At 64.3% G+C, this 26,246-nt stretch carries 22 protein-coding genes; 12 read left to right on the forward strand and 10 right to left on the reverse strand.

Going from position 1 to position 26,246, the window contains the following annotated elements:
* Positions 1-149: 149 nt before the first annotated feature.
* The 3 genes from AC1VXC_RS12545 to AC1VXC_RS12555 all read right to left on the reverse strand — a co-directional run bounded on the left by AC1VXC_RS12545 (position 150) and on the right by AC1VXC_RS12555 (position 2,636).
* Entirely contained in the window at positions 150-542 is a 393-nt protein-coding gene (locus AC1VXC_RS12545) for a DUF3037 domain-containing protein (protein WP_313494494.1), read from the reverse strand.
* Complete coding sequence (locus AC1VXC_RS12550; protein ID WP_481539713.1) at positions 520-1,296, reverse strand: HipA family kinase; 777 nt, start codon at positions 1,294-1,296, stop codon at positions 520-522. The genes AC1VXC_RS12545 and AC1VXC_RS12550 overlap by 23 nt, the downstream gene beginning before the upstream one ends.
* A 146-nt stretch (positions 1,297-1,442) precedes the next feature.
* Positions 1,443-2,636 (reverse strand): GGDEF domain-containing protein, encoded by a 1,194-nt coding sequence (locus AC1VXC_RS12555; RefSeq protein WP_481539714.1) that lies wholly within the window; start codon positions 2,634-2,636, stop codon positions 1,443-1,445.
* A 125-nt stretch (positions 2,637-2,761) separates the two neighbouring features.
* Between AC1VXC_RS12555 and AC1VXC_RS12560 the strand changes: the two genes are divergently transcribed.
* Positions 2,762-3,835, forward strand: coding sequence for a DUF1615 domain-containing protein (locus tag AC1VXC_RS12560; protein WP_482995052.1), 1,074 nt, complete (start codon positions 2,762-2,764; stop codon positions 3,833-3,835).
* Between the two features lie 358 nt (positions 3,836-4,193).
* Here the strand turns inward: AC1VXC_RS12560 and fabR are convergent, their stop codons facing one another.
* Entirely contained in the window at positions 4,194-4,856 is a 663-nt protein-coding gene (fabR, locus tag AC1VXC_RS12565) for an HTH-type transcriptional repressor FabR (RefSeq protein WP_481539716.1), read from the reverse strand.
* A 93-nt stretch (positions 4,857-4,949) separates the two neighbouring features.
* On the opposite strand from fabR, the gene AC1VXC_RS12570 reads away from it, so the two are divergent.
* Together AC1VXC_RS12570 and AC1VXC_RS12575 are read left to right on the forward strand one after the other, a co-directional pair.
* Positions 4,950-6,002, forward strand: a complete 1,053-nt coding sequence (locus AC1VXC_RS12570; protein ID WP_313170008.1) for a ferredoxin reductase — start codon at positions 4,950-4,952, stop codon at positions 6,000-6,002.
* Positions 6,003-6,005: 3 nt separating this feature from the next.
* Complete coding sequence (locus AC1VXC_RS12575; RefSeq protein WP_481539717.1) at positions 6,006-7,133, forward strand: fatty acid desaturase family protein; 1,128 nt, start codon at positions 6,006-6,008, stop codon at positions 7,131-7,133.
* A gap of 59 nt (positions 7,134-7,192) precedes the next feature.
* Here the strand turns inward: AC1VXC_RS12575 and AC1VXC_RS12580 are convergent, their stop codons facing one another.
* Positions 7,193-8,386, reverse strand: coding sequence for an acyltransferase family protein (locus AC1VXC_RS12580; RefSeq protein WP_481539718.1), 1,194 nt, complete (start codon positions 8,384-8,386; stop codon positions 7,193-7,195).
* 154 nt (positions 8,387-8,540) lie between these two features.
* On the opposite strand from AC1VXC_RS12580, the gene AC1VXC_RS12585 reads away from it, so the two are divergent.
* Together AC1VXC_RS12585 and AC1VXC_RS12590 are read left to right on the forward strand one after the other, a co-directional pair.
* Positions 8,541-9,446, forward strand: coding sequence for a LytTR family DNA-binding domain-containing protein (locus AC1VXC_RS12585; RefSeq protein ID WP_481539719.1), 906 nt, complete (start codon positions 8,541-8,543; stop codon positions 9,444-9,446).
* A gap of 266 nt (positions 9,447-9,712) precedes the next feature.
* Positions 9,713-12,598 carry a VIT domain-containing protein gene (locus AC1VXC_RS12590; RefSeq protein WP_481539720.1) on the forward strand — a complete coding sequence of 962 codons (2,886 nt, stop codon included), beginning with the start codon at positions 9,713-9,715 and terminating at the stop codon, positions 12,596-12,598.
* Between the two features lie 175 nt (positions 12,599-12,773).
* Here the strand turns inward: AC1VXC_RS12590 and AC1VXC_RS12595 are convergent, their stop codons facing one another.
* Positions 12,774-14,120 (reverse strand): ABC transporter substrate-binding protein, encoded by a 1,347-nt coding sequence (locus tag AC1VXC_RS12595; protein ID WP_313170018.1) that lies wholly within the window; start codon positions 14,118-14,120, stop codon positions 12,774-12,776.
* Positions 14,121-14,230: 110 nt separating this feature from the next.
* Entirely contained in the window at positions 14,231-15,412 is a 1,182-nt protein-coding gene (locus AC1VXC_RS12600; RefSeq protein ID WP_313170020.1) for a pre-peptidase C-terminal domain-containing protein, read from the reverse strand.
* Between the two features lie 158 nt (positions 15,413-15,570).
* On the opposite strand from AC1VXC_RS12600, the gene prfB reads away from it, so the two are divergent.
* A protein-coding gene (gene prfB / locus AC1VXC_RS12605) for a peptide chain release factor 2 (RefSeq protein ID WP_481539095.1) occupies positions 15,571-16,696 on the forward strand; the annotation gives its coding sequence in 2 pieces (ribosomal slippage) (positions 15,571-15,645 and positions 15,647-16,696; 1,125 coding nt in all).
* Between the two features lie 100 nt (positions 16,697-16,796).
* Positions 16,797-18,317 carry a lysine--tRNA ligase gene (gene lysS, locus AC1VXC_RS12610; protein WP_481539096.1) on the forward strand — a complete coding sequence of 507 codons (1,521 nt, stop codon included), beginning with the start codon at positions 16,797-16,799 and terminating at the stop codon, positions 18,315-18,317.
* Between the two features lie 325 nt (positions 18,318-18,642).
* Here lysS and AC1VXC_RS12615 read toward each other — a convergent pair whose 3' ends face one another.
* Complete coding sequence (locus AC1VXC_RS12615) at positions 18,643-19,671, reverse strand: YeiH family protein (protein ID WP_481539097.1); 1,029 nt, start codon at positions 19,669-19,671, stop codon at positions 18,643-18,645.
* Between the two features lie 127 nt (positions 19,672-19,798).
* On the opposite strand from AC1VXC_RS12615, the gene AC1VXC_RS12620 reads away from it, so the two are divergent.
* From AC1VXC_RS12620 to AC1VXC_RS12635, 4 genes are all read left to right on the forward strand, one after another.
* The gene (locus AC1VXC_RS12620; protein WP_313170028.1) at positions 19,799-20,704 is read left to right on the forward strand and encodes a LysR family transcriptional regulator; all 906 of its coding nucleotides are present in this window, start codon (positions 19,799-19,801) and stop codon (positions 20,702-20,704) included.
* A gap of 35 nt (positions 20,705-20,739) precedes the next feature.
* Positions 20,740-22,635: an ATP-binding cassette domain-containing protein gene (locus tag AC1VXC_RS12625; protein WP_481539098.1), complete on the forward strand. Its 1,896-nt coding sequence runs from the start codon at positions 20,740-20,742 to the stop codon at positions 22,633-22,635.
* A gap of 85 nt (positions 22,636-22,720) precedes the next feature.
* Entirely contained in the window at positions 22,721-23,149 is a 429-nt protein-coding gene (locus tag AC1VXC_RS12630) for a VOC family protein (protein ID WP_481539099.1), read from the forward strand.
* A 579-nt stretch (positions 23,150-23,728) separates the two neighbouring features.
* Positions 23,729-24,256 carry an SRPBCC family protein gene (locus tag AC1VXC_RS12635; RefSeq protein ID WP_481539100.1) on the forward strand — a complete coding sequence of 176 codons (528 nt, stop codon included), beginning with the start codon at positions 23,729-23,731 and terminating at the stop codon, positions 24,254-24,256.
* Between the two features lie 3 nt (positions 24,257-24,259).
* Here AC1VXC_RS12635 and AC1VXC_RS12640 read toward each other — a convergent pair whose 3' ends face one another.
* Together AC1VXC_RS12640 and AC1VXC_RS12645 are read right to left on the reverse strand one after the other, a co-directional pair.
* Positions 24,260-24,706, reverse strand: coding sequence for a barstar family protein (locus AC1VXC_RS12640; protein WP_313170036.1), 447 nt, complete (start codon positions 24,704-24,706; stop codon positions 24,260-24,262).
* Entirely contained in the window at positions 24,703-25,176 is a 474-nt protein-coding gene (locus AC1VXC_RS12645) for a guanyl-specific ribonuclease (protein ID WP_313170038.1), read from the reverse strand. The genes AC1VXC_RS12640 and AC1VXC_RS12645 overlap by 4 nt, the downstream gene beginning before the upstream one ends.
* Positions 25,177-25,455: 279 nt before the next feature.
* On the opposite strand from AC1VXC_RS12645, the gene AC1VXC_RS12650 reads away from it, so the two are divergent.
* On the forward strand, positions 25,456-26,067 hold the full coding sequence (locus AC1VXC_RS12650; protein ID WP_313170040.1) for a superoxide dismutase: 612 nt from the start codon (positions 25,456-25,458) through the stop codon (positions 26,065-26,067).
* Positions 26,068-26,246: the final 179 nt, after the last annotated feature.

Consider the following 26,246-nt stretch of genomic DNA (forward strand, 5'->3'; position numbering starts at 1 on the left):
GTGGCCGCGGCGGCGCGCCCCCGCGGGGCGCCCCCGCCCGCCCCCCCCCCCCCCCCCCCCCCCCCCCCCCCCCCCCACTACAGGGGGCGCGTCAGCCGAGCATGGTTCGGCTCTACAGGTTCGATTGGCCTCGCATCCCGCCCGCTGGCTCAGCGCGGCGTACGCACCATGCGTTCGAGCAGGTGCTCGACGATGCCGGCAGGGTTGGCGGTGCGGCCGACATGGGTAACCGAAGTCTGCACCACCGAGCTGCGCTTGGCAGTCAGGAAATGGAAGCGGGCGCGCGGCGGCAATTGTGCGATCGGTCCGGCACCCGGCTCGCCACGGCAGATCGCGACGATGGCATCCAGCCACGGCTGCACGGCAGCGAGATCCAGTTGCGGCGCAAATGCCTGCAAACGCGCTATATCAATCTCGATGGCCGCCTGCAGATGGCCTGCGCTGGGGCAGGAGACGATCACGCCAACGTTGATGAATTCCTCGCGTTCCACCCGCGGTACGATGCGGATGATGGCGTAATCATAGGTATGCAGCGTGGGCACGGATGGCCTCCTGTACGAAGGCTTCACGCAATTGCAGGCGGCGCTTCAGATAGCTGGCGTAAGCGGACCGGTAGGCGCTCGCATCGTCAAAAAAGGGCTCGGTCTGCAGCCAGCTTTCTGGAATCTGCGCGACGATGCCGTCGATGACTGCGTCGGTCAGCAAGGGGGCCAGCGCCGCGTCGGCTTCGGCGATGCGGCTGGCGAACGGCAGCAACACGTGGTCCTTGATCAACGCGAAAGGCTTGCCGCAGGCCTCGCCGGCGTTCTCCCAGTCGTGGTGGAAGTACAGCGCCGCGCCGTGATCGATCAGATAGAGCTGGCGATGCCAGACCATCAGGTTGGGGTTGCGCGCGGTGCGATCCACGTTGCTGGTGTAGGCATCAAACCAGGCGATGCGCGAGGCCAGCTCGGCGTCGGGTTGCATCGCCGCAGGATCGTAGTTGATCGCGCCGGGCAGGTAGTCGCTGCCCAGGTTGGTGCCCTCGCTGGCGCGGATCAGGTCCTGGATCTCCGGGTCGGGCTCGGTACGCGCGAACTCGCGGTCCAGTTCGACCAGGACGATGTCCGGCATCGGCAGGCCCAGCGCCTGTGCAAGCCGCCCAACCACCAGTTCGGCGATCAGGGCCTTGGGCCCTTGCCCGGCACCGCGGAACTTGATGACGTACATGCCATCGTCGTCGGTTTCGATCACCGCCGGCAGTGAACCGCCTTCGCGCAGCGGCGTGATGTAGCGGGTGGCGTGAACTGTTTTCACGGGAATGCACAGTCAGGAAGAAACGCAAGCCTAGCGTAAAGCGGGTGTATCCGGTGGTGCGGCCCTATGCCGATCTCGCGTTGCGCAGCGGGCATGCCGTGTGCAGGCATGCCCGCTGCGGAGTGATCCGCGGCATGGGCTACGAATCAAGGTGTGGCTTGCTGGTCCGGGAGCATGCAGTCGGTGCCGTCCTGCGATGGGCTGAGGATCAAGCGGTTGCGTCCTTCGTGCTTGGCTTGATAGACAGCGAGGTCGGCGCGTTCCAGCGCGCTTTCCAGATCCTGCGCTGTTGCCACCATGGTGACGCCGAAACTGGCAGTGATGGATTGCTTTGCCTGTGAGCAGTGCATCTGGCTGAGGCCGACGCGGATGCGTTCGGCGATGCGCGCAGCGGTGGGCAGGTCATGGCAGTGCACCAGCAGCACGAATTCCTCACCGCCGAAGCGGGCAACCAGATCATCCGGGCGTGTCATCTGCTGCAACAGCACGCCTACCTGGCGCAGGACGTTGTCGCCGGCCGCATGGCCCCAGGTGTCATTGACCTGCTTGAAGTGGTCCACATCGCAGGCGAGCAGGGCCCAGGGCCGGGCGGGATCGTGCTGCAGCCGGTGGTTGGCGATCTCGAAGAAGGCGCGGCGGTTCAGCAACTGGGTGAGCGAATCGTGGTTGCGCTCATGGCGCAGTTCTCCCATCAGCTGCTGGGCCAGCCCGCCCAGCAGCAGAAACAGCAGCCACAGATTGAGCAACAGGTTGAAGGCCAGCATCCACAGCCAAAGACCGGAGCGCGGCAGACCACTGCTGGTGAACCAGCCGGCCAGCAACCAGGCCAGCAGCGGGCGCAGGATCGCGTATGCCACCAGTAGCAGATACGTCCTGCGCAGCAGGCGTTCGAAGAGCGTGTCCGCTTGCTCGCGGCCAAACAGCGCTGGCAACGCCAACGCGAGCAGCAGCCCCATGCCGAGGTTGAGGAAGACGATGCGCGCGCCCAGCACATCATCGAGCCTGGAGAAGCAGAACAGTGCCAACAGCGTAATCAGGCTGATGGCCAGTGCGGCCGGCTCTGACACCCTGCCGCCGGATCTGAGTGCGAAACCCTGCGCCGTGGCCCAGCTGCCCGCGCAGTACATCGCGCCGGTCAGTACTGACCAGGTCGCCATCCGGGCGTTGTCCATCAGGATCTGCGCGGCCAGCGGAAAAGCGGTGCAGATGTAGCCACCGGCCAGCCACAACAGGTAGCGGTGGTCGCGTAATGAACGCCAGCCAGCCAACAGCGCCAGCCCCAGCAGCAGGGAGGTGGCGGGAACCACAAGCGGGAAGTACTGTTCAGCGGTGGCGCTCAAGGGTCAAGCCACGTTCGATGATTTGGACAGACGAGGGTGCGAAGTATATGGGCAGGCTGGCGACTTGCGATGGTTGGAGCAGCGCTGCCCGCGTTTTTCCTGGCGATGCCGGGGACGCGCCGCGGCTGCTGGCGAGCCTGTTGTTGGCAGCGACGCTGGCCGCGTGCAGCACGGTCCCAGCGCCCGCGCCGGGTCCGACGACGGCAACGGTGCAGGATGAAATCGCGCGCCGTATTCCAGCGACGGTCGCTGATCGTACAGGCTGGGCGACGGATATCCGTATGGCGTTGACCGCGCAAGGCATCGAGCCTTCGCGCGAGAATATCTGCGCGGTGCTGGCGGTGATCGAGCAGGAGTCCGGTTATCGCGCCAATCCCGAGGTGCCCAATCTGCCGCGGATTGCCCGCGGCGAAATAGATCGCCGCGCCGCCGCCGTGCATATACCGAAGCTGCTGGTGGACGCGGGCCTGAAGGTGAAGGGGAGTGATGGTCGCAGTTACGGCGAGCAGTTGGCGCGGGTACGCAGCGAACGGGACCTGAGTGAGTTGTACGAGGAAATCATTGGTCGCGTGCCGATGGGGCAACGTTTGTTTGCCGGGAAAAATCCTGTGCAGACTGGCGGCGCGATGCAGGTCAGCATTCCTTTTGCGCAGGCAAATGCGCAGGACTACCCGTACCCTGTGGCGCGCAGTATCCGTGATGAGGTGTTCACCCGGCGCGGCGGCGTGTACTTCGGTGTCGGCCATCTGCTCGACTACCAGACGCCCTATACACAGAAGGTGCATCGCTTCGCCGACTACAACGCGGGCCGCTACGCCAGCCGCAATGCTGCATTCCAGAGTGCGGTGAGCCTGCTGACAGGTGTTTCGCTGGCGCTGGATGGTGATCTGCTGGTGCCGGATGCGCCAATCGACAAGCCGGGCCAGACCGAACTGGCGGTGCGCAGGCTGGCGCCGCGACTAGGCATGGACGACCGTGAGATACGGCGTGCGCTTGCGCAGTCTGATCGCCTGGAGTTCAGTGACAGCGCGCTGCATTCGCAGGTGTTCGCCATGGCGGATGCGCGCGCAGGGAAGGTGTTGCCGCGCGCATTGATTCCCGGCATCCGCCTGGACAGCCCCAAGATCACCCGCGAACTGACTACCGAGTGGTTCGCCAACCGGGTAGACAGCCGCTACCGCCAGTGCCTGCAAAGGTAGTGCCGAGCCGTGCTCGGCAGGGGCTTTACCGATACACAGTCTGTAGGAACGGCGTAATCCGCGAAGCCGGCACCAATGAAGTGCAGGGAGAGCTGCGATCTGGCGGATCATCAGCTTCGCGGCTTACGCCGCTCCCACAACCTCCTGATCCGTGCGTCAGCTCGATGGCCACTAAGGCCAAGGGCGCAGCGTAGTGCCGAGCCATGCTCGGCAGGGGCTTTACCGATAGACAGTTGGTGGGAGCGGCGTAAGCCGCGAAGCTGGCACCAATGAAGTTCAGGGAACGCTGTGATCTGGGCGATCATCGGCCTCGCGGCGCACGCCGCTCCCGCCACCGCGCAACATCGTTTGGCTTGCTTCAGGCCTTTACCGGATGCCGCGCCAGCGCGCGGGCGCCGGTGATGATCATGCGGATCATCTGCGACATCTGTTCGATCAGCTCGGGATCCCGTTCCTCGGGCAGGTCGATCGCGCTGCCGCCCATGGCGAATACCAGCCGGGTGATTGCCTTGGCGGCGAGGGCGGGCTCGTACAGGCTCGCGCCATCGAGCGCGGCCAGGCGCACAAGATCAGCCTTCAGCTCTTCCTCGAAGTAACCCAGTTCGCGGTCCACCGCCTGCTTGAACGCGTCCGAGCCGGCAGTGCCTTCGCGCAGCAGTACATGCATCAGGCGGTCGTCGGCACGCAGTTGTTCCATGAACGTTTCCACCGACAACCGGATCACGCCGCGGTTGCTGTCGGCAGCACGCAACCGGGCCTGGCCGATGATGGTGCGCAACGAGCGCCCGGCCAGATCGATCAACGCTACCGTCAGTTCGTCCATGTCGCGGAACTGGCGATAGAACGAGTTCGGCGCGATTCCGGCTTCACGCGCGACCTCGCGCAGGCTCAGCGTGGATACGCTGCGGTGCGGGCCGATCAGGGCCAGTGCGGCGGCCAGCAGGTCGTCACGCGAGATGGAAGCCTTGCGCGCCGGGTGCAGGTCATCGTTTGCGGGCAGGGGCTGTTCGCGTGCTGTCATGGGGCTCGGGCCGGTCAGGTGCGTGAATCATAGCCTGTACTGCGAATATACAAGTGTATACACAAATGTATGCTCGGCCGTATAGTGCGCAACATGAGTGCTGTCTACCGCAATGCCGCGCCGCCGCCGATCCCCTGGCTGAGCGAAGGTTTCTTTGATTTCTGGTCTACCCGGGTGCATCCACTGTGGACGCTGCGGCGCCCCTTGGCCCGGCTGCTGGCGCGCCATCAGGCCAGCGCCGATGCCGTCACCCTCGAATTGCAGCCCAATCGTCACTTCCGTGGCATGCAGGCCGGCCAGCACATCAATCTTGGGGTGGAACTGGATGGGCGCCTGACCACCCGCAGCTATAGCCCTGCCGCGCTTGAGAACGGGCGTTTGGCGGTCACGGTCAAACGTATTGCCGGTGGCAAGCTCAGCCAGTACCTGTGTGAACACGCGGCCGTGGGCGAGGTGTTCGCGCTGGGGCAGGCGTTCGGTGAAATGCTGCTCCCCGCGGTGCTGCCGCCGAAGCTGGTGATGCTGGCTGCCGGCAGTGGCATCACTCCGCTGCGCGCCTTGCTGCGCCAGTTGGATGTGCAGGGGATGCCGGGCCCGGTCGATCTGGTTTACTGGGCGCGTCAACGCGAGCAGTTGTGCTTCGTCGACGAATTCAAGGCCATCGCCGGCCGCCATCCCGCGTTCCGCCTGCATCTGGCAGTAACCGGCGAGGGTGCGGCGCGCGTGGGAAGCTACGCGCTCGGCAGTCTTGGGGATCTGGCTCCGGCGCATGTGCTGGCGTGTGGGCCTGGCGGCTTTGTGGATGCTGCGCGCAGCCGCCTGCAGGCACGGGTTGCGCACTTCGATTCGGAGGCGTTCAGCGCCCCGCAGCTGGCTGAGGTGGAGCAGGGCAGTGTGCAGATCCAGCTGCTCAGGACTGGCCGCACGCTCAGTGTGCCGCGCGGGGTCGCCTTGTTGCCGGCGCTGGAGGCAGCCGGGATTCAGCCTGCCAGCGGTTGCCGGATGGGCATCTGCAACACCTGTGTCTGCGGGAAAACCTCGGGCATTACCCGCCACACCTTGACCGGTGAATACATCAGCGAGCCGTCCGTGCCGCTCAAGCTGTGCGTCAGCAGCGCCAGCACCGATTTGACCTTGGAGCTGTAACTCATGTCTTCCGTGCACAACCGCGTGCTGTCAGCTGCCGAACTGCAGCGCTTCGGTGACGAACTCGACGCCGTCAAGGCACGCCACCAGGCCTTGTTGGGCGCAAGTGACGCGCGCTACATCCGTCGGATCGTGGCAGCGGTGCGCTGGACCGGCGTGGCAGGGCGGGCGCTGCTGTTCCTCGGAGCCTTCGTGCACAGCCTGTTGGTGCCGGCGTGGATCGCCGGCGTGCTGCTGTTGGGCTTGTCCAAGATCCTGGAGAACATGGAGCTGGCGCACAACGTCATCCACGGCCAGTACGACTGGATGGGCGATCCGCAGCTGCAGGGCAAGACCTACGAATGGGATATCGCCGGTACTTCGGAAAACTGGCGCAAGACCCATAATTTCCGCCACCACACCTATACCAACGTGCGCGGGCTGGACGATGACATCGGCTACGGCCTGCTGCGGATCTTCCCCGAGCAGCGCTGGCACCCGTTCTTCCTGGCCCAGCCGTTCGTGGCGGTGGTGTTCGCGCTGCTGTTCGAGTGGGGCATCGCCATACAGGACCTGCGCATCGGCCGTGTGTTGGTCGGCAAGATGACCCTCAAGCAGCTTTGGAACCAGGCGCGTCCGGTCGGCCGCAAGGCGCTGCTGCAGGTGCTGAAGGACTACGTGCTGTTCCCGGCATTGGCGGGACCGTTCTTCCTGCCAGTGCTGCTGGGCAATGTGGCGGCCAACATTCTCCGCAACGTATGGACCTATTTGGTGATCTTCTGCGGTCACTTCACCGCAGATGCCGAGACCTTCCCCAAGGAGTGCGTCCGCAATGAAGGCCGCGGTCATTGGTATCTGCGCCAGCTGCGTGGCTCGTCCAACCTGACCGGCGGCAAGTGGATGGATGTGATGACCGGCAATCTCAGCCATCAGATCGAACACCACTTCTACCCCGATATCCCCGCCAACCGCTACGCGGCAATGGCGGTGGAGGTAAAGGCCATCTGCGCGCGTTACGGCCAGCACTACAACACCGGCTCACTGCCGCGCCAGTTCGGGCAGGTAATGTGGCGCATCCTGCGTCACGCGTTCCCGAGCAAGCCGGCGCCCGCGCGGCCACTGGTGGCTGCATCCCAGGCCGAGCCGGGCTGAGCAGGCTACGACGGGCGCAGGGCAGGTTTGCAAAGAGCTGTGCTGCGCGATGGTTGGCATCAATCGGTCACGGCGTTCGCCGACGCTGTGCGAGGGGTAATTGCCGGTTCGCGCTGCAGCCCAAACAAGGGTCGCAGCGGCGGGCAGCGCCGGATCAGTGCATAGGCGCCAAGGCACAAGGTCAGGGTTGCCGCGATCAACAGGCCAGCCTCGATGGCGGGCGTCAGCCGCAGCGGTTTGAGCATATGTGCCAGTACCACGATCACGGTCTGGTGCAGGATATAGAGCGGGAACACCGCCAGGGTGAGATAGCGCAGCAGCGGGCTGTCGGCATTGCGCCAGCGGTAGGCGAAACCCAACAAGGCAGCGATCGCGCACCACTGGTTCAGCGCCCAGGCAAGTCGGAGCAACAGGCGCAACTCCACGGGCGGCGGTTGTGCATCGTTGTAGCCGGAGAAGTACCAGACATGGATCAGTCCGGCATAGCAGCCAGCCGCCACAATCAGCGACAGCCAGCGCAAGCGCTGCAATGATTCCCAGAAGCGGGGGCTGAATGCGCCGAGGAAGCCGATCATGAAGACGCTGGCGTACTGGGCATGGTTGTACCAGTCATCGATCAGCGCATGGGTCTGCTCGAAGCGATTGACCAGCAGCAGGCGTGCGACAGCCAGAATCGCTGCCGGGACGACCAAAGCCCCCCAGTGGCCTAGCAGGAAGCCGGTCCATTGGCGCAGGCGCTGCAATGCGGACGTAGGCAGCAGCCGCCACAGCAGCCAGGCCAGAACGGTGTAGCTCCACAGATAGGGCAGAAACCAGAGATGGTTCCAGGTCGGGACGCGCAGGCAGCCGTCGCTGTCACAGAAACCCTGGTAACCGCTGAGATATTTGCCATAGAACGCCCAGTAGGACTCGCTGTATCCGCCGGGTAGTTGCTCGACCACCTGATAGTAGGCCTGCGGCGGCACGATCACCGCCATCCCGAACAGCAATGGCAGCAGCAGTTGCCAGGAGCGGCGGCGCAGCAGCCCAGCGGGGCGGCGTTCGAACATGAAGGCGGTGGCGACGCCCGAGATCAGGAACAGCAGCGACATCCGCCATGGCGAGCTCAGCAGCATGAACGGCTCCTGCGCAATGCTCGCGGCCGGACTTTTGACATGCCAGTCCCAGCTCACGTAGTACATGCCGACGTGGTAAATCACCAACAAGCCGAAGGCGATCGCCCGCAGCCAATCCAGGTCGTGGCGTCTGTGCATTGCGTGTCCAGCTTATGGAGAAGGGCGTCATTGCAACCCGGGACGCGCTCCCGCGGTGCCGGAAGGGCCGATCTGCGGGCGTTTGGGGACGAGTGGCGGGCATCCGGGGATGGGCAGCGAGGGCTGCGGCCTTCGCGCCGTCTAGAATGCGCGGATGAGCCAAGCCGCATCGCCGACCCTGTTGAATCGCTCCACTCCATGGCGGCAAAGCATGGAGCTTCTGTTCTGGTTGCTGCTGGTGTTGATCAACTGCAGCGGCAATGCGATCACCACCTGGATGGATGCCAACCATTCCGGTGCACCCTCCATGGAATGGTGGGAGCCCTGGGTCTGGGAGTTCTCCAGCGGACTGGTCTGGTTGCTGTTGTTGGTGCCAGCCATCGTTTGGTTCAGCAGACGATGGCCGCTGCATCTGGACAACTGGCGCCGACGCTTGCCCTGGTACCTGCTGGCCAGCGTGCCGATCTCCCTGCTGCACGTGCTGGCAATGTTCGGGCTGAGGATGCTCGCCTATGCCGTGGTGGGGGAGCGCTATCAGGTTGGCTCCTGGCCGGAAGAGCTGCTGTACGAATACCTCAAGGACGTGCGCACCTACGCCGCCATCCTGTTCTGCATCGATGGCTACCGCTTCCTGCGTCGGCGCCTGCAGGGCGAGGCGCAGTTGCTGGCCGAGCCGGATGAAGGGCCGCCGGTGGAGCCCATCGATCATCCCGAGCGTCTGCTGGTCCGCAAGCTGGGCCGGGACTTTCTGATCGCAACGGCCGATATCGAATGGGCACAGGCCGCCGGCAACTACGTCAACCTGCACCTGCGCGGGCACGACTACCCGTTGCGGATCACCATGGCTGCACTGGAACAGAAACTGGATGCGACATGTTTCGTCCGCGTCCACCGCAGCTGGCTGATCAATCTGGCACAGCTGGTGTCGATCGAGCCGCTCGACGGTGGCGAGGCCCTGTTGCATATGGCCGACGGCAAGGAGGTCGCCTGCAGTCGGCGATACCTGCCGGCGCTGAAGTCGAAGCTGAGCAACAACATGGAAGCGACTGCCTCGGCCTGAGGCCGATCAGCGTCGGTTTGTTATTCGTTTTGGCTGTTTCAGCCGGTCAAATTCAGGAGGGCGGGCTTCCGCAGGGTGGCGCTCCGGATACGTCCAGGGCTCGCCTCTTGGGGTGCCGAAACACGGCACAATGCCCTTGGGCCGGCGGGCTTGAGTTGGGCTGTCCGATGAAAAGGGGCGCCGATCAGGAAGGGAATGATTGATCCGCCAACCCCGTTCTGGCTGATGGTGCGTTTGATCTCCCAACCCTTGGACGGAGTGCTGTGATGAGCCTGGCTAGCTGGCGGCGTTGTTGGATGGTTTTGCTGATGGCGGGCGTGGCAGCGACGCCGGTCGCCGCGCAGCAGAGCAGGGGGCTGATCCAGCCGCCGGTGCTGATTGCCGTTTCCAAGGACGAGCAGCCAATCGAGCTGCGACGGGCAACCATCGACGGCGAGGTGCAGGCAGGTATCGCCCAGACCCGGATCGAGCTGGTGTTCCACAATCCCAACCGGCGGGTGATGGAAGGCGAGCTGCAGTTCCCCTTGGCCGATGGTCAGCAGATCAGTGGCTTCGCCCTGGATATTGATGGGCAGCTGCGTGACGCGGTGCCGGTGCCGAAGGAGCGTGGGCGGCAGGTATTCGAGGCGATCACCCGACAGGGGCAGGACCCGGCGCTGCTGGAGCAGACTGCAGGCAATCAATTCCGTCTTCGTGTGTATCCCTTGCCCGCGGAGGGCAGCCGCCGGGTGCAGTTGACCATCCGTGAGGCGATGCCCTTGTCCGGCGCAGGCTGGCAGTGGCGTTTGCCATTGCAGTTTGCGGCAGCGGCCGACGAGGTCAGCCTTCGCCTGCGTGCGAGTGGCGCTGACAAGCTTGGCCAGGCACCGTTCCGGTTGATGGCGGGTGCGCTGGATTGGCAGGGCAACGGTCGGCAGTTGCCGGCGCAGCTGCAATGGCAGCTGCCAGCCAAGCCGCAGCCGGCGCTGCAGTCCGCGCGTTACGACGGGCAACAGTATCTGCTTGCACAGCTGCCGGCAGCTACGCCGGTTGCGCGCAGTTTGCCTGCAAAGATCGGCCTGCTATGGGATGCATCAGGCTCGGCGGGTACGCGCAACCGCGCGCGTGAGTTCGCATTGCTGGATCGCTATTTCGCGGTGATGGGTGAGGGCAGCGTTGTATTGACGGTGCTGCGCGACAAGCCGGAAGCGGAGCGTCGTTTCAGTATCCGCAAGGGCGACTGGAGTGGGTTGCGCCGTGTGTTGGAGCAGACCCCCAACGATGGCGCCAGCGCCTTGGCTTCGTGGACGCCCAAGGCAGAGCTTGGTGAATACCTGCTGCTCAGTGATGGCCTGTCCAATTGGGGCGCATCGGCATTGCCTGCCCTGGCGGCAGGTCAGCGCCTGTATGCGATCAATAGTGCGGCGGCGGGGGCCGATACGGCGCGCCTGCGCGGCTGGAGCGAAGCCAACGGCGGCAGTCTTGTGCAGCTGGACTCCGATGACGTGGCTGCGGCGGCAACTCGGCTGCTGGCGACACCTGCCACGGTGGAAGTTGCGCCAGCTGCAGGGCTGCACGATGTAGTGATTGATCGCCGCAGTCTGGAGCAGGGCTGGTTGTGGCTGTACGCACGTACCGATGCGGCGCCGGCCGAGCTGCGCTTGCGCATCAATGGTGGTCAGTGGCAAACGCTGAACATCGTGCCCGGCAGTACCGATGGCGGTTTGATGGCAGGGCTGTGGGCGCAGGCGCGCTTGCAGCAGCTGGCGGTGGACCCGCGTGGCAACCGCGAGGCGATGCAGCGGCTGTCGCAGCAGTTCGGCATGGTCAGTGAGGGCAGTTCCTTGCTGGTGCTGGATACGTTGGATGACTACCTGCGCTATGCGATCCGGCCACCGGCGGCGTTGCGGGCCGAATACGACCGTCGTTTTGCCCGCCAGGTTGCCGACCGTGAGGCCGCGCGCAAGACCCATCTTGATGAGGTGGCCGAGCAATGGCGGCAGCGCCAGGCGTGGTGGGAAAAACCTTGGCCCAAGGACGCGCCGCTGAACGTGGCGCAGGGCTCCGGGTTGGCAAGGCAGCGTTCGAGTGGCGCGCCAGTAGCGGCAATGGCGATGGCGCCACCTCCGCCCGCACCTGCACCTGCTGCAGCGGCGGTTTCGGCCGAGTCCTCGGCGTTGGACAGGGTCGTGGTCACCGGCAGCAGCAATGATGCCGTGGCCGAGGTGGCGGCAGCTGCAGACGGTGCGTCGGTCAACTCCGGCGCGGTGCAGATCCAGCTTGCCGCATGGGAGCCGGACTCAGCCGTTGCGCAGCGCCTGCGCAAGGCCCCGGTTGCTGAGTTGTATGCGTGGTACCTGGATGAGCGTGAAGCCAACGCCAACAGCAGCGCGTTCTTCCTGGATGTGGCCGACATATTGTTTGCCGCCGGACAGCGCGAGCTGGCGCTGCGGGTGCTGTCCAACCTGGCCGAGATGGAGCTCGATAACCGGCACCTGCTGCGCGTGTTGGGGTATCGCTTGATGCAGGCCAATGCACCCGCGCTTGCGGTGCCGGTGTTCGAGCAGGTGCTGCTGATGGCGCAGGATGAGCCGCAGAGCTTCCGCGATCTGGGGCTGGCGCTGGCAGCGGCAGGGCATCCTCAGCAGGCGATTGGTCCGCTCTACCAGGTGGTGCAGCGGCAATGGGATGGTCGCTTTGATGGCGTTGCACTGATCGCGCTGGATGAGCTGACCAACCTGCTTGCGCGCGGTGGCCAGTCGCTGGATGCCACGCAGGTTGACCCGCGCCTGCGCAAGGCGATGCCGCTGGATCTGCGCGTGGTGTTGGCCTGGGACGCGGACAATAGCGACATGGACCTGTGGGTCACTGATCCCGACGGCGAACGCGCGTACTACGGCAATCGTTTGACCCGCCAAGGCGGGCAGATGTCGCAGGACTTCACCGGGGGCTACGGTCCGGAGCAGTTCTCGCTACGCGATGCCAAGCCGGGGATCTACAAGGTGGAGGCCAATTACTTTGGCAGCCGGCAGCAGCTGGTCACCGGTGCGACCACCTTGATGCTCAGGTTGAGTACGCATTGGGGCACGCCGCAGCAGCAGGACAAAGCGGTGACCCTGCGTTTGCAGGACGCCAGCGATACCGTGCTGGTGGGTGAGTTCGAGGTGCGCTGAGCAGCTTGCTGGCTATCTGCCATATGCCATCTGTTTGTGGGAGGGGCGTACGCCGCGAAGCAATGTATGCGTCTGGGCGTGTGTTTGGCAGTGCTGGCTTCGGGGCTTACGCCGCTCCTGCAAAAAGAAAAGGCCGATGCCAGTGAGCCGGCATCGGCCTTTCGGTGCCGCTTGCTTACTTGCGACGTGCCAGCAGGCGGTAGCTGCCGGTGGCGTTCGGATCGAAGCTGTGTGCGAGCACGATGTAACGACCGGCTTCCAGGTCGATCTCCAGATTCGGATCGAGGCTGGAGTCGCTGTCATCCTGCTGGGCAACTTCTTCGCCATTGCGCATCAGGGTGATCATGCCATCCAGGCTGGAGGAGCCTGCGGTCATGCTGATCACGTACTTGCCCTTGCGCGGAATCTCAAGGGTGTACAGGTCACGGTTGCCTGCGCGCAGCTGGCCGGTGACTTCGCGGCCAAGCTTGAGCTCGGGACGGGTCGGGCCATCCGGCGCGGCTGCGGTGGCGGTGGCGAGCTGGAACACACCGCCGCGGCTGTTCACCGAGCGCACCGACACGTTGTATTCACCGGCATCCAGCACCTGGCTGATGCGCGAATTGACACCGCCGCCGCCGTCGTCATCGCTGAGGGTGATATCGCCACCCTGGATGGTGAGCATGGTGTCCAGTTCCTTGCCGCTGGCATCGAGCTGTACGCGACGGCGTTCCGGCAGGTTCAGTACGAAGCTGCGGGTGTCGTCGGCGCCAATGAAGCCGCTGACGGTGCCTTCCAACGGCAGGTTGGTGCCGTCATTGAAGACCAGGCCTTCCGGGAAATCCGACTGTTCGACGCCCAGATAGAACGCGCCGGAAGCCTCACCCAGGCCGCCGGCGGTCAGGGTGTAGCGGCCCGGCTGCAGCGGAGCGACCAGGCGCGAGTTGAGGTTGCTGCCGCCGTCATCGTCTTCCAGATTGAGGCCGTTGCCGCTCAGTTCGAGGCGGGCATCGAACTCGTTCGACTCCAGGTTGATGGTGTACAGGCCCGGCTTGTCGACCTGCAGGACAAAGGTCTTGTCACCATTGCTCAGCCAGTCGGTGACCCGGCGGCCAGCCGTCAACGGCTTGCCGTCATAGGCAACGATGGGTTCGGCGGACAGCTGGAACGGGCCGAAGGCACGTGCATCGGCGCCGCTGACGGCGACCAGGTACTGGCCGGCCTTGTCGGCACGCATGCTCAGCGTGGTGCTGCCTTCGCCACCGCCGTCGGTGCGGGACACCAGCACGTCACGATTGAATACGGCCAGCGCACCCTTGAGTGCGCCTTCCAGCTTCAGCGATACCGCCTGGCCGGCGCCCATCTGCAACGAGAACAGCTGGCTGCGGGTGCCGTCGCTGTAGTTGACCGGGCTGGAAGAGGTGATTTCACCAGAGACGTCGCCGTCGATGGCGAGCGCGCGGGCCGGGCCGGCGGCATACGCGGGGGCGTGCACGGCGGCGGCAATGGCAAGGGACAGCAGTCCGGCTGCAAATCGCTTCACTTGAACTCCTTGATGTGGGAAGCAGGGGTAAAAAGCAGCCACGCTGCCTGCGGGGGCAGGCAGCGTGGCGGTGGGCCCATCACGCCCGCGGGCGCGGTGGGCGGTGTGGCTTAGTGGATGACGGCGGCAGCTGCGTCGGCGGCAGCGGCAGCGGCTTCCTCGGCAGCATCCTTGCGGTTGCTGTTGGCCGGCGCAGCGACATCGCCACCGCCAAGATCGGTGGTTTCCAGTTCGAACACGCCTTGCTGGCTGCCCAGGCTGCTGACCGCAACGATGTAACGGCCGGCGCGCAGGTTCAGGATCAGCTGCGCGTTGGTGCCGTTGCCGCCGTCGTCGTTCTCTTCGTCAACGCCGGGGCCGGTGATCTTCAGTACCGAGTCGAAGTTGTCGGCGATGGCGTCGAACTGGATCTGCTTGGGCGCATCCAGGTTGAGCACGAAGGTGCGACGGCCACGCGAGTCCATCATCGACTGCGCGGTCTGGCCGACGGTCAGGGAGGTGCCATCGCGGGTGACCAGGCCATTGGGCGTCGGCGTCAGCTTGACGCTGAGCTTGAAGGAGCCGGTGCTGCCGTTCACCGAGGAGGCGGCGATGGTGTAGTCACCCGGCTCCAGGTAGGTCTGGATGCGGGCATTGAGGCTGCCGCCGCTGTCGTCGTCTTCCAGTTCGACGTTACGGCCGTTCAAGCGCAGGTAGGAGTCGAACGCGCTGGAGTCGGCGGTGATGGAGTACAGGCCGGCCTTGTCGATCTTGAGCTTGTATTCCTGCTTGTCGCCCATCAGCCAGTCGGTTGCCTCGCTGTCGGCGGCCAACGGCTTGCCGTCGTAGGGCACGACCTTGGCGGCCTTGAGCTTGAACGGGCCGAAGGCGTCGGCGCTGGCGCTGTTGACCGCGACCAGGTAGGTGCCGTCCTTCGGCGCGCGGAAAGCAAGATTGACCGCGCTGGCCGTGGAGTCGCCTTCGCTCATTCCGGAGGAGGACGCGTTGGCGATCATGTTCTGGCCATCGAATACCGCCAACTGGCCGCTGAGCGAGCCGCCCAGTTCCAGCGAGACGGCTTCGCCGCTCTTCATGGTGACTTTGTAGCTCTGGTGACGGCTGCCGTCGTTGTAGTTCAGGGTGCTGGAGGAGGTGATCTCACCGGAGACCGTTTCCCCGACGGTCAGGCTGGGCGCCTTGTCGGCGCCGCTGGCGGCAATCCCGCCCAGCTTCTGGCAGGCGGTAAGTGCCAAGGTCATGGTGATAGCAGCAAAGAGGCGAGCGTGGCTGGCGTTCAAGCTTAGGTCCTTCATGGTCAGTTATGTCTCCTTTCCCCGTCTTCGCGGGTCAGGCGGCGATTCTAACGTTAAGTTGTGTCTATTCAGCGAGAAAGGGTTCCGCGCCGGGGTGACCGATACAGGGCCCGGCGGGGTGCTAGAATTGACAGCTTGTCTGCCTTATTAGACCGACCATGATCGAACTGAATCCCATCCGCCAGCGAATCACCGATCTGACTGATCGCGTGGTATCGCTCAGGGGGTATCTTTGACTACGACGTCAAGAAAGAACGTCTCGAAGAATTAACCCGCGAACTCGAAAATCCGGACATCTGGAACAATCCCGAGTATGCCCAGACCTTGGGCCGCGAGCGCTCAGTGCTGGACAAGACCGTCACCGGCATTGCCGATGTACTGGATGGCCTGTCCGAAGCCACCGAATTGCTGGAGCTTGCCGAGAGCGAACAGGACGAGGACACCGCGCTGGCCGTGGTGGCTGACCTGGACAAGTACCAGTCGCACATCGAGAAGCTCGAGTTCCAGCGCATGTTCTCGGGCGAAATGGACAGCTGCAACGCCTTCGTCGACATCCAGGCCGGTGCCGGCGGTACCGAAGCCCAGGACTGGGCGGAAATGATGCTGCGCATGTACCTGCGCTGGTGCGAATCGCGCGGCTGGAAGACCGAGCTGATGGAAGTGTCCGGCGGCGACGTCGCTGGCATCAAGTCGGCTACGTTCCGGGTGGAGGGCGAGTTCGCCTACGGCTGGCTGAAGACCGAGATCGGCGTGCACCGGCTGGTGCGCAAGTCGCCATTCGACTCGGACAACCGCCGTCACACCAGCTTTACCTCGGTATTCGTGTCGCCGGAAGTCGATGACAACATCGAGATCGACATCAACCCGGCCGACCTGCGCACCGACGTGTACCGTTCCTCCGGTGCCGGTGGTCAGCACGTCAACAAGACCGAGTCGGCGGTGCGTATCACCCACATCCCGACCAATACCGTGGTCGCCTGCCAGACCGGCCGCAGCCAGCACCAGAACCGCGATACCGCGATGAAGATGCTGGCTGCCAAGCTTTATGAGCTGGAAGTGCAGAAGCGCAACAGCGAGCGTGATGCGCTGGAAGCCACCAAGTCGGACATCGGCTGGGGCAGCCAGATCCGCAACTACGTGCTCGACCAGAGCCGTATCAAGGACCTGCGCACCGGCGTTGAGCGTACCGATACGCAGAAGGTGCTGGACGGCGACCTGGATGAGTTCATCGAGGCCAGTCTCAAGTCGGGCCTGGAAGCCGGCGCCAAACGCAGCGACGCGTGATCCGGAATGGCCCTGCGCGGGCCATTCCCTTGTTGTACGGTGCGGTTTCACCCGGCGGTGGCCGCACCTTGGTTAACTCCCCCAAATAGAAATCAAAGCCATGACCGAACAGACCCCTGAAACGCAGCAGCCCCCCGTCGACGAGAACAGCCTCATCGCCGAGCGCCGCGCGAAACTCACGGCACTGCGCGGGCAGGGCATCGCCTACCCGAACGACTTCCGTCGCGAAGACTTCGCCGGCAAGTTGCAGGCAGAGTACGAGGATGCCCAGACCTGGACCAGCGAAGCGCTGGAAGCCACTGGCCGCACGGTGAAGATGGCTGGGCGCTTGATGGCCAAGCGCATCATGGGCAAGGCCAGCTTCGCCCAGATCCAGGACGAGAGCGGCCGCATCCAGCTGTTCCTGCAGGCCACCGCGCTGGGCGACATCTATGCCGCGTTCAAGGGCTGGGACGTGGGTGACATCATCGCCGTCGAGGGTGGCCTGACCCGTACCAAGACCGGCGAGCTGTCGGTCAAGGCGACCAGCATCCGCCTGCTGACCAAGTCGCTGCGCCCGCTGCCGGACAAGTGGCACGGCCTGGCCGACGTCGAGCAGCGCTATCGCCAGCGTTACGTCGACCTGATCGTCACCCCGGAATCGCGCGAGGTCTTCATCAAGCGCTCGAAGATCATCGGTGAGATGCGCAAGTGGTTGGAAGAGCGCGGATTCCTCGAAGTCGAGACGCCGATGATGCATTACATCCCCGGCGGCGCCACGGCCAAGCCGTTCACCACGCACCACAATGCGCTGGACCTGGACCTTTACCTGCGCGTTGCGCCGGAGCTGTACCTGAAGCGCCTGGTGGTTGGCGGGCTTGAGCGCGTCTACGAAATCAACCGCAACTTCCGCAACGAAGGCGTCAGTACCCGCCACAATCCGGAATTCACTATGATGGAGCTGTACGAGGCTTACGCCACGTACAACGAAGTGATGGACCTGACCGAAGGCGTGATCCGCGACGTCGCGCAGAGCGTGCTGGGCACCACCGTTGTTGAATGGGATGGCGCGCAGATCGACCTGGCCCCGGCGTTCCGTCGCTGGCGCATGGACGAAGCCGTGCGTCACCACAACCCGGAGATCTCGGCCGCCGACTGCACTGATCGTGATGCGCTGCTGCGCCATTGCGAACGCCTGAAGATCCGCGTCAAGCCGAGCTACGGCTGGGGCAAGCTGCTGCTGGAGATCTTCGAGGCCACGGTCGAGCACACCTTGATCCAGCCGACCTTCATCACCGATCACCCGGTCGAGGTCTCGCCGCTGGCCCGCGCCAGCGATACCGATGCTGGTTACACCGACCGCTTCGAGTTGTTCGTCAACGGCAAGGAGCTGGCCAATGGCTTCTCCGAGTTGAACGATCCGGAAGACCAGGCCGCACGTTTCCAGGCTCAGGTCGAAGCCAAGGACGGTGGTGACGACGAAGCCATGCATTACGACGCCGACTACATCCGTGCGCTGGAATACGGCATGGCACCGACCGGCGGCCTGGGCATCGGCATCGACCGCTTGGTGATGATGCTGACCGGCCGCGCCTCGATCCGTGACGTGCTGCTGTTCCCGTACATGCGCCCGGAAGCCTGATCGAGCTGCAAGCGAAAGTGCAAAGGCCTTCCCGTAACCGGGAAGGCCTTTTTTGTTTCTGAAATGTAGTGCCGAGCCATGCTCGGCAGAGGCGTTACCAGCGAAAAGCGCCCCTCACCCCAACCCCTCTCCCGCACGCGGGAGAGGGGCTAAAGCCACCGCGGCCCCAATCCTGTAGTGCCGAGCCATGCTCGGCAGGGGCTTTACCAGCGAACAGCTGGCCTCACCCCAACCCTCTCCCGCATGCGGGAGAGGGGCTAAAGCTGTCGCGGCCCCAATCCTGTAGTGCCGAGCCATGCTCGGCAGCGGCCTTACCAATAGCGCCTCAGCCCAGCACAGCCCGCACTCCAAGATTGATCAGCATGCCGCCAGCCAACAACCAGACGAACAACAACAAAGCCAACAACATCGGCTTGGCACCGGCCTGACGCAGCGCCGAAGCATGCGTGGTCAGGCCAAGCGCAGCCATCGCCATGGCCAGCAGCACGGTGTCCAGATCGATCAATACCTTCACCACCTCGGCCGGCAACAGCTGCAGCGAGTTGAAGCCGACCATGGCGATGAAGCCAAACGCGAACCACGGAATGGTGATCTTCGAGCGCTCGCCATTGCTGCTGTTCTGGCCGCGGGCCAGCAAGGCAGACAGGCCAACCAGGAACGGTGCCAACATCATCACCCGCACCATCTTGGTGATGACGGCCGCATCGGCGGCAGGTTCGCTGACCGCACGGCCAGCCGCCACTACCTGCGCGACCTCATGCACGGTGGAGCCGGTAAATACGCCGAACGCGGTCTCATCCAGCGGCATCCAGCCCGCCGACACGCCCCACTGGTACAGCAGCGGGTACAGGAACATCGCGATCGTGCCGAACACCACCACCGTGGCCACGGCAACGGCGACCTGTTCGGCGCGGCCCTTGATCACCGGTTCGGCTGCCATTACCGCGGCAGCGCCACAGATCGAGCTGCCAGCGCCGATCAGCAGGGCCGAGTTGCGGTCCATGCCCAGCAGCCTGGTGCCCAGCCACCAGGCCAGGCCGAAGGTGGAACACAGCACCAGCGCATCGATCGCCACGCCGGCAACGCCAACCTGGCCGATATCCTGCAGGGTAAGACGCAGGCCGTAAAGAATGATGCCGGCACGCAGCAAGGTCGCCTTGGAGAAAACAACGCCTGCATCGGCGCGCGTCGCCAGGCTGCGGTAAACCGTGTTACCCAGCACGATGCCGATGACGATGGCCAGGGTCAGCGCGCTGATGCCGTGGTTCTGCATCCACGGCAAGGTGCCCAGCCAGATTGACAGGCCGGCGACGGCGGCCGTCAGCAACAGGCCGGGGAGGCGGGAAAGGGGCATCGAGGTCAGCCCTTGGGTCGAGGTGTTCATAACATTGGGTTATTAGAAGATAGCCCATGCTGCACCCCTGGTTATTACCTGTAAAACGGATAATATTGGTTGAATCAACCTATTTGTGAGATAGGTCATGCATCTATCGCTGCGTCAGCTGCAGATCTTTTCTGGCATTGCCGAAGCCGGTACCACTACAGCGGCAGGTGAGTTGCTGGGCCTGTCGCAATCAGCGGTCAGTGCTGCCCTGGTCGAACTGGAGAACCTGCTCGGGCTGGCCTTGTTTGACCGGATAGGCCGTCGACTGGTGCTCAACGGCCACGGCCGGGCCCTGTTACCGCAAGCGCGCGCCTTGCTGGCGGGTATGACCGATATCGAGCGCCGGTTCCGTGCCGACAGCCAGACCGGTGCCGCGGTGCGTTGGCAGGTCGGCGCCAGCACCACCATTGGCAACTACCTGATGCCGGCACGTATCGCCGACCTGCAGGCCTCCAATCCACACGCCCATGTCGAGCTGGTGATCGGCAATACCCGCGAGGTCACGACTGCCGTGCAGCGGCTGGAGGTGGATGTCGGCTTGATTGAAGGGCCCAGCCACGAGCCGGGGCTGGAAGTGGCGCACTGGCAGCAGGATGAACTGGTGGTGGTGTTTGGCGAACGCCATCCGCTGGCGACGCAGTTCAGCAAGGGAGCGGACCTGGCGATGTTGCGGCAAGCGCGCTGGCTGTTGCGCGAACCCGGTTCAGGCACGCGCGAGGCGGCCGAGCAAGCGTTGTTGCCGCATCTCCATGGCTTCGCGGAAGTGCTGCAGTTGGGCGGCACCGAAGCGATCAAGCAGGGGGCGGTCGCCGGGTTGGGTCTGGCCTGCCTGTCACGGCATGCGGTGGCTGACCTGGTGACGCTGGGCAAGCTGCAGGTGTTGGCGACGCCCTTGCCGCCTTTGCAGCGTCAGCTATGGGCCGTGCGCCATCCCGGCAAACGCATCCCGGCCAGCCTGCGCCAGTTGCTGGGCCTGCCGGCGGACGTGTTTAGCGACGATTGAGCGCGGTCGACCGCCAGAGCCCGTACAATACGCCCATGCCTTTGATTACCTTGCAGAACGTCGACTACAGCGTCGGCGGCCCGTTGTTGCTGGAAAAAGCCGAACTGTCGATCGAGACTGGCGAGCGCATCGCCCTGATCGGCCGCAACGGCGCCGGCAAATCCACTCTCATGAAGCTGATGGCTGGCGAGCTCAAGCCCGATGACGGCGAGGTGCGCGTGCAGCAGGGCGTGCGCGTCACCCGGCTCGAGCAGGAAGTGCCGCACGGCGCTGCCGGCAGCGTGTTCGACGTGGTCGCCGATGGCCTCGGCGAGCTTGGCCACTGGTTGGCCGAGTTCCACCGCCTGAGCCACGCCGAGGTCTTCGATGGCGAGGCCATGGGCAATGTGCAGGCCAAGATCGACGCCGCCGATGGCTGGGGTCTGGACCAGCGCGTCGAGGAAACCCTGACCAAGCTCGACCTGGATGGCGACGCTGAGTTCGGCCGTCTGTCCGGCGGCATGAAGCGCCGCGTGCTGCTTGCGCGTGCGCTGGTCGCCGGCCCCGACGTACTGCTGCTGGATGAACCAACCAACCATCTGGACATCGAAGCCATCGATTGGCTGGAAACCTTCCTCAAGGGCTGGAACGGCTGCGTGGTGTTCGTCACCCATGACCGTCGCTTCCTGCGCGCCCTGGCCACCCGCATCGTCGAGATCGATCGCGGCCAGGTGACCAGCTGGCCGGGCGACTGGGACAACTACGAGCGCCGCCGCGAAGAGCGCCTCAATGCACAGGCGGCCGAGAACGCCCGCTTCGACAAGTTGCTGGCGCAGGAAGAAGTCTGGATCCGGCAGGGCATCAAGGCCCGCCGCACCCGCGACGAAGGCCGCGTGCGTCGGCTCAAGGCGATGCGCAACGAGCGCAGCCAGCGCCGCGAACTCAGTGGCAACGTCAAGCTGGAAGCCGCCGGTGCCGAGAACTCTGGCAAGAAGGTCATCGACATCAAGAACATCTCCTTCGCGTTCGGTGAGCGGGTGATGGTCAAGGATTTCGAAACCACCATCCTGCGTGGTGATCGCATTGGTTTGATCGGCCCCAATGGCAGCGGCAAGACCACCTTGCTGAAGCTGCTGCTTGGGGACCTGCAGCCTGATACCGGCGAAGTGCGGCAGGGCACCAATCTGCAGATTGCCTACTTCGACCAGTACCGTGCCACCCTGCGCGAGGACTGGAGCGCGATCGAGAACGTGGCCGAAGGCGCGGACTTCATCGACCTCAACGGCAAGCGCAAGCACGTGCATGCCTACCTGCAGGACTTCCTGTTCACCCCGGAACGCGCACGCGCGCCGATCACTCGCCTGTCGGGCGGTGAGCGCAACCGCCTGCTGCTGGCCAAGCTGTTCGCGCAGCCGTCCAACCTGCTGGTGATGGACGAACCGACCAACGACCTGGACGTGGAAACCCTGGAGCTGCTGGAAGAGCTGCTGGCCGACTACACCGGCACGCTGCTGCTGGTCAGCCATGACCGTGACTTCCTCGACAACGTGGTCACCTCCACCCTTGTGCTGGAAGGCGAGGGCAAGGTGGGCGATTACGTGGGGGGTTACAGCGACTCGCTGCGCCAGCGCCCGGCACCGACCCAGACCGCGATGGCGGTGGCCAAGGCGTCGGCGACCGCGGCACCTGCACCCGCCGCGGCAGCGGTGGCTGCAGCACCAGCAGCGGTGCCCAAGCGCAAGCTCAGTTTCAAGGATGCACGCGAGCTGGAGCAGCTCCCGGCCAAGATCGAACAACTGGAACTGGATGTCGAAGGCCTGACCTCGGCGATGAACGACCCTTCGTTCTATACGCGCAGCAGCGCCGAGGTCACCGCGCATACCCAGCAGCTGGGCAAGGTGCAGGCCGAGCTGGATGCTGCCTACGCGCGTTGGCAGGAACTGGACGTCTGAGGCGGCTCTGGCGGCCTGCATTTGCTTCACCTGCCGTCCTCGCGTAGGACGGCAGGATGGTGTCCCAGGATGCTGCGAGGTGATGATGAAACGGCCGTTCGACGTCGCACGTATCGATCATGTGGTGTTCCGGGTCGGCGACCTGGAGCGTAGCGTTGCGTTCTATTCGGCGGTGCTGGGCTGTGAGGTGGTGCGACGACGTGACCATCTCGGCCTGGTGCATCTGCGTGCAGGTGTGTCGATGATCGACCTGATCAGTCTGGATGGCGCGCTGGGTGCGCGCGGCGGCAGTGGCCCGGGGCCGGAAGCGCGCAACGTTGATCACCTGTGTCTGCGCATAGCGCCTTTCGATGAAGCGGAATTGGTTGCGTATCTGTCCGAGCACGGTGCAATGCCGTTGGCGGCAGCCGAGGTGAATTTCGGTGCTGAAGGTGACGGGTTGTCGTTGTACTTCAAGGACCCGGACGGCAACACCATCGAGCTGAAGGGGCCGGTTTCAGCGGACTTGGGCTGATGCTCTGTTCCCTCCCTTGCATCGCAGGTGCAGGGGAAGGTTGGGGAGGGGGGCTCTTGCAGGTTTTGCGGCTTACAGCTGGCGCGCCGATGGATTGCCGGGACGGCTTTTGCCGAGCATGGCTCGGCACTACAACCCCTGCGCCGAAAGCGTGGGGGGAGGGGGTTCTCGCTGTACCCCTGCAGTCGCGCAATAGGCGAAGATCAAAAGGACCCCTCCCAACCCTCCCCTTCGCTGCGCGAAAGGGAGGGCTCGGCCGCTAGGCAGAAGGGAGGGCTTTCGCTCCCTCCCTTGCACAGCGGGTGCAGGGGAGGGCTGGGGAGGGCTGGGGAGGGGTGCTTCTTGCTGTACCCCTGCAGTCGCGCAATTGGCGAAGATCAAAAGCACCCCTCCCAACCCTCCCCTTCGCTGCGCGAAAGGGAGGGCTCAGCTGCTCGGCCGAAAGGAGGACTTTCGCTCCCTCCCTTGCACCGCAGGTGCAGGGGAGGGCTGGGTAGGGGTGCTCTTGGCCATGAGCCCAGCGCTTGCGGCCCAACCACGCTCCGCGCATGCTCATGTCATTCAACAGGAGCAGCAGCCATGCACCGCAGACTCAATACGCTCCTGCTGCTCGCAACAGCCAGCGCCTTGCCCGCGCACGCAGAAGTCAAAGATTCCACGCGTGCAGGCTTCACCGTCGAAAACAGCGTCCTGATCGCAGCCGAACCCACGCGCGTATGGCAGGCGATGACGGCCGATATCGATCAGTGGTGGCCTAAAGACCACAGCTGGTGGGGCAAGGCTGCCAAGCTGTCCATCGACGCCCGTGCCGGTGGCTGCTTCTGCGAAATCGCGGGCGCACAGCAGGCACAGCATCTGCAGGTCGTGTTCGTCGATCCGCAGAAAACCCTGCGCATGACCGGCGGACTTGGACCAATGCAGGGCATGGGCCTGCACGGCGTCGCCGAGTGGACCTTGCAGGCAGAAGGTCCGTCTACCCGGGTGACGTGGCGCTACCGGGCTGGTGGCTATAGCCCAGACGACCTCGGCGCCTTGGCACCGGTGGTGGACAAAGTCCAGGCACAGCAATTGGACGGCCTGGCACGCTGGCTGCAGGCCGCCCGCTGAGGATCATTCTTCCTCGTCGGCAGGCGCTTCTTCGCCACCGCCCGGCAGCTCCAGGAAGGCCCAGAACGCCACCCTGTCCTCGGCCCAACTGGCCGAGGCTTCGGATAGCAACTCCAGCAAGGTATCAAAGTCGGCTGGGCTGCCCTGGCGCAGGTCGTTGGCGTCACTGAACAGCAAGGCATAGCCGTTGGCTGGCAGCCAGGACAAGTCGCGCAATCCATCGGACAGCGCATCCCAGTTACGACTCCAGCCGGTTGGAAAATCGAGCTGCGTGCCGAGCCGCATCAACAGGGTGCGCTTGTCGGTGCAGCCTTCCAGGTCGATGCGGCATACGCGCAGCCCGGCATCGCGGGCTACCGCCGCCAAGCCGCCAAGGTCACCGTCGCCTACACCGTAGACGCCGGCCTGGCTGACGTCTTCCAGTCCCATGTCGAAACCGCTGTCACTCATGGCGTACTCCTGGCGGGGACTTCAAAGCTGCGGAAGCTTTCGTAGTGATCGTCGGTGTAATACCAGGCATCCGGCGGCTCGCCACCGGTCACGATGCGCCTGGCGCCACGGTGATTCAGTCCCGGTGTGTCCACGGTGTATTCGCGGTAATAGCCGCGCGGCCGCTGCGGCAGCTGGCGCTCGCGGTTGCCGAAGGTGCTGCCATCCTGGCGATGCGGGTAGGGTCCGCCGCGCTGGATCAGGGCAATGGTCTGGCGTGCTTCGGGCGGCAGGAACGCTGGGAGCGGGTCGCGCGGCGTTGCCGCGCGGGATTGCGCTTCTGCAGCGGCCTGCGAATTGCCGCCGGCGCCGGGGTCCATACCCAAGGAAGGCGCGAACTGCGGCGGCGGTGGCTGCTGCGCGACGCGCATGCCCCACAGGCCTGCAACCAGAAGGACTATGGCTATAACCAGAAGGTAGGGCTTGCGCATCAGAGCGAGCAATCAGCAAAGGAAAGGAGAACGATTATCACGCCGTCAGCCGGAGTTTGTTGAACGGGCGATTCATGCGCTGTCCGCGCGTGTTGGTTCACAGGGCGATAACAATGGCAGCGCATTACCTTGAAATGCAGTCGATCCCGACGGCGGGACAAAGTTTCCTTTACATCGGTCTTGGTAAGTTGGGCATTCCTGCCTACCATTCACTGCTGTATCTGCATCGCCCGGGTTTTCCGGGCACAGACCCCAGGCATATACCCAAGGAGATTTGTGATGGCCTATACCCTGCCCAAGCTGCCTTACGCTTACGACGCGCTGGAACCGTACATGGATGCGGCCACGGTCGAGATCCATTACTCCAAGCACCACCAGACCTACGTCAACAACCTCAACGCGCTGGTCGAAGGCACCGAGTACGCCGACCTGCCGATCGACGAGCTGCTGCGCAAGGTCAAGACCCTGCCGGAGAACCTGCAGCAGGGCGTGCGCAACCAGGGTGGTGGCCATGGCAACCATTCGCTGTTCTGGGACGTGATCGGCCCGAACGCCGGTGGCACCCCGGGCGGCGCCTTGGCCAAGGCCATCGATGAGCAGCTGGGTGGCTTCGACAAGTTCAAGGAGGCCTTCACCAAGGCTGCGCTGACCCAGTTCGGTTCCGGCTGGGCATGGCTGAGCGTCACCGCCGACAAGAAGCTGCTGGTGGAGAAGAGCTCCAACCAGGAAAGCCCGCTGATGGAAGGTCGCACCCCGGTGCTGACCATCGACGTGTGGGAGCATGCGTACTACCTGAAGTTCCAGAACCGTCGCGCCGAGTTCATCGAAACCTTCTACAGCCTGATCAACTGGAAGGAAGTCGAGCGCCGCTACCAGGAAGCCATTGCCTGAGTGCAATGAAATGCAGCGGCGGCCCCAACGGCCACCGCTGACGCAAAGGCCGGGCATTGCCCGGCCTTTGTTGTTTCAGGGCTGTCCGGCGGCGCGCAGGCTGCTTCCTTGTGGGAGCGGCGTGAGCCGCGAAGCAGATAGATCGTCAGATGGCACGCATGCTTGCAGCTTCGGCAAAC

It is taken from the genome of Stenotrophomonas sp. STEN033, from assembly GCF_056856655.1.

What these genes read in the sequence shown, in the direction of transcription:
- AC1VXC_RS12635 (WP_481539100.1), top strand. Translation starts at nt 23,729, where the DNA reads ATGCACCGCAGACTCAATACGCTCCTGCTGCTCGCAACAGCCAGCGCC.
- AC1VXC_RS12630 (WP_481539099.1), top strand. Translation starts at nt 22,721, where the DNA reads ATGAAACGGCCGTTCGACGTCGCACGTATCGATCATGTGGTGTTCCGG.
- AC1VXC_RS12650 (WP_313170040.1), top strand. Translation starts at nt 25,456, where the DNA reads ATGGCCTATACCCTGCCCAAGCTGCCTTACGCTTACGACGCGCTGGAA.
- AC1VXC_RS12570 (WP_313170008.1), top strand. Translation starts at nt 4,950, where the DNA reads ATGAGTGCTGTCTACCGCAATGCCGCGCCGCCGCCGATCCCCTGGCTG.
- AC1VXC_RS12590 (WP_481539720.1), top strand. Translation starts at nt 9,713, where the DNA reads ATGAGCCTGGCTAGCTGGCGGCGTTGTTGGATGGTTTTGCTGATGGCG.
- fabR (WP_481539716.1), bottom strand. Translation starts at nt 4,856, where the DNA reads ATGACAGCACGCGAACAGCCCCTGCCCGCAAACGATGACCTGCACCCG.
- AC1VXC_RS12575 (WP_481539717.1), top strand. Translation starts at nt 6,006, where the DNA reads ATGTCTTCCGTGCACAACCGCGTGCTGTCAGCTGCCGAACTGCAGCGC.
- AC1VXC_RS12640 (WP_313170036.1), bottom strand. Translation starts at nt 24,706, where the DNA reads ATGAGTGACAGCGGTTTCGACATGGGACTGGAAGACGTCAGCCAGGCC.
- AC1VXC_RS12620 (WP_313170028.1), top strand. Translation starts at nt 19,799, where the DNA reads ATGCATCTATCGCTGCGTCAGCTGCAGATCTTTTCTGGCATTGCCGAA.
- AC1VXC_RS12585 (WP_481539719.1), top strand. Translation starts at nt 8,541, where the DNA reads ATGAGCCAAGCCGCATCGCCGACCCTGTTGAATCGCTCCACTCCATGG.
- AC1VXC_RS12580 (WP_481539718.1), bottom strand. Translation starts at nt 8,386, where the DNA reads ATGCACAGACGCCACGACCTGGATTGGCTGCGGGCGATCGCCTTCGGC.
- AC1VXC_RS12600 (WP_313170020.1), bottom strand. Translation starts at nt 15,412, where the DNA reads ATGAAGGACCTAAGCTTGAACGCCAGCCACGCTCGCCTCTTTGCTGCT.
- AC1VXC_RS12615 (WP_481539097.1), bottom strand. Translation starts at nt 19,671, where the DNA reads ATGCCCCTTTCCCGCCTCCCCGGCCTGTTGCTGACGGCCGCCGTCGCC.
- AC1VXC_RS12645 (WP_313170038.1), bottom strand. Translation starts at nt 25,176, where the DNA reads ATGCGCAAGCCCTACCTTCTGGTTATAGCCATAGTCCTTCTGGTTGCA.
- AC1VXC_RS12625 (WP_481539098.1), top strand. Translation starts at nt 20,740, where the DNA reads ATGCCTTTGATTACCTTGCAGAACGTCGACTACAGCGTCGGCGGCCCG.
- lysS (WP_481539096.1), top strand. Translation starts at nt 16,797, where the DNA reads ATGACCGAACAGACCCCTGAAACGCAGCAGCCCCCCGTCGACGAGAAC.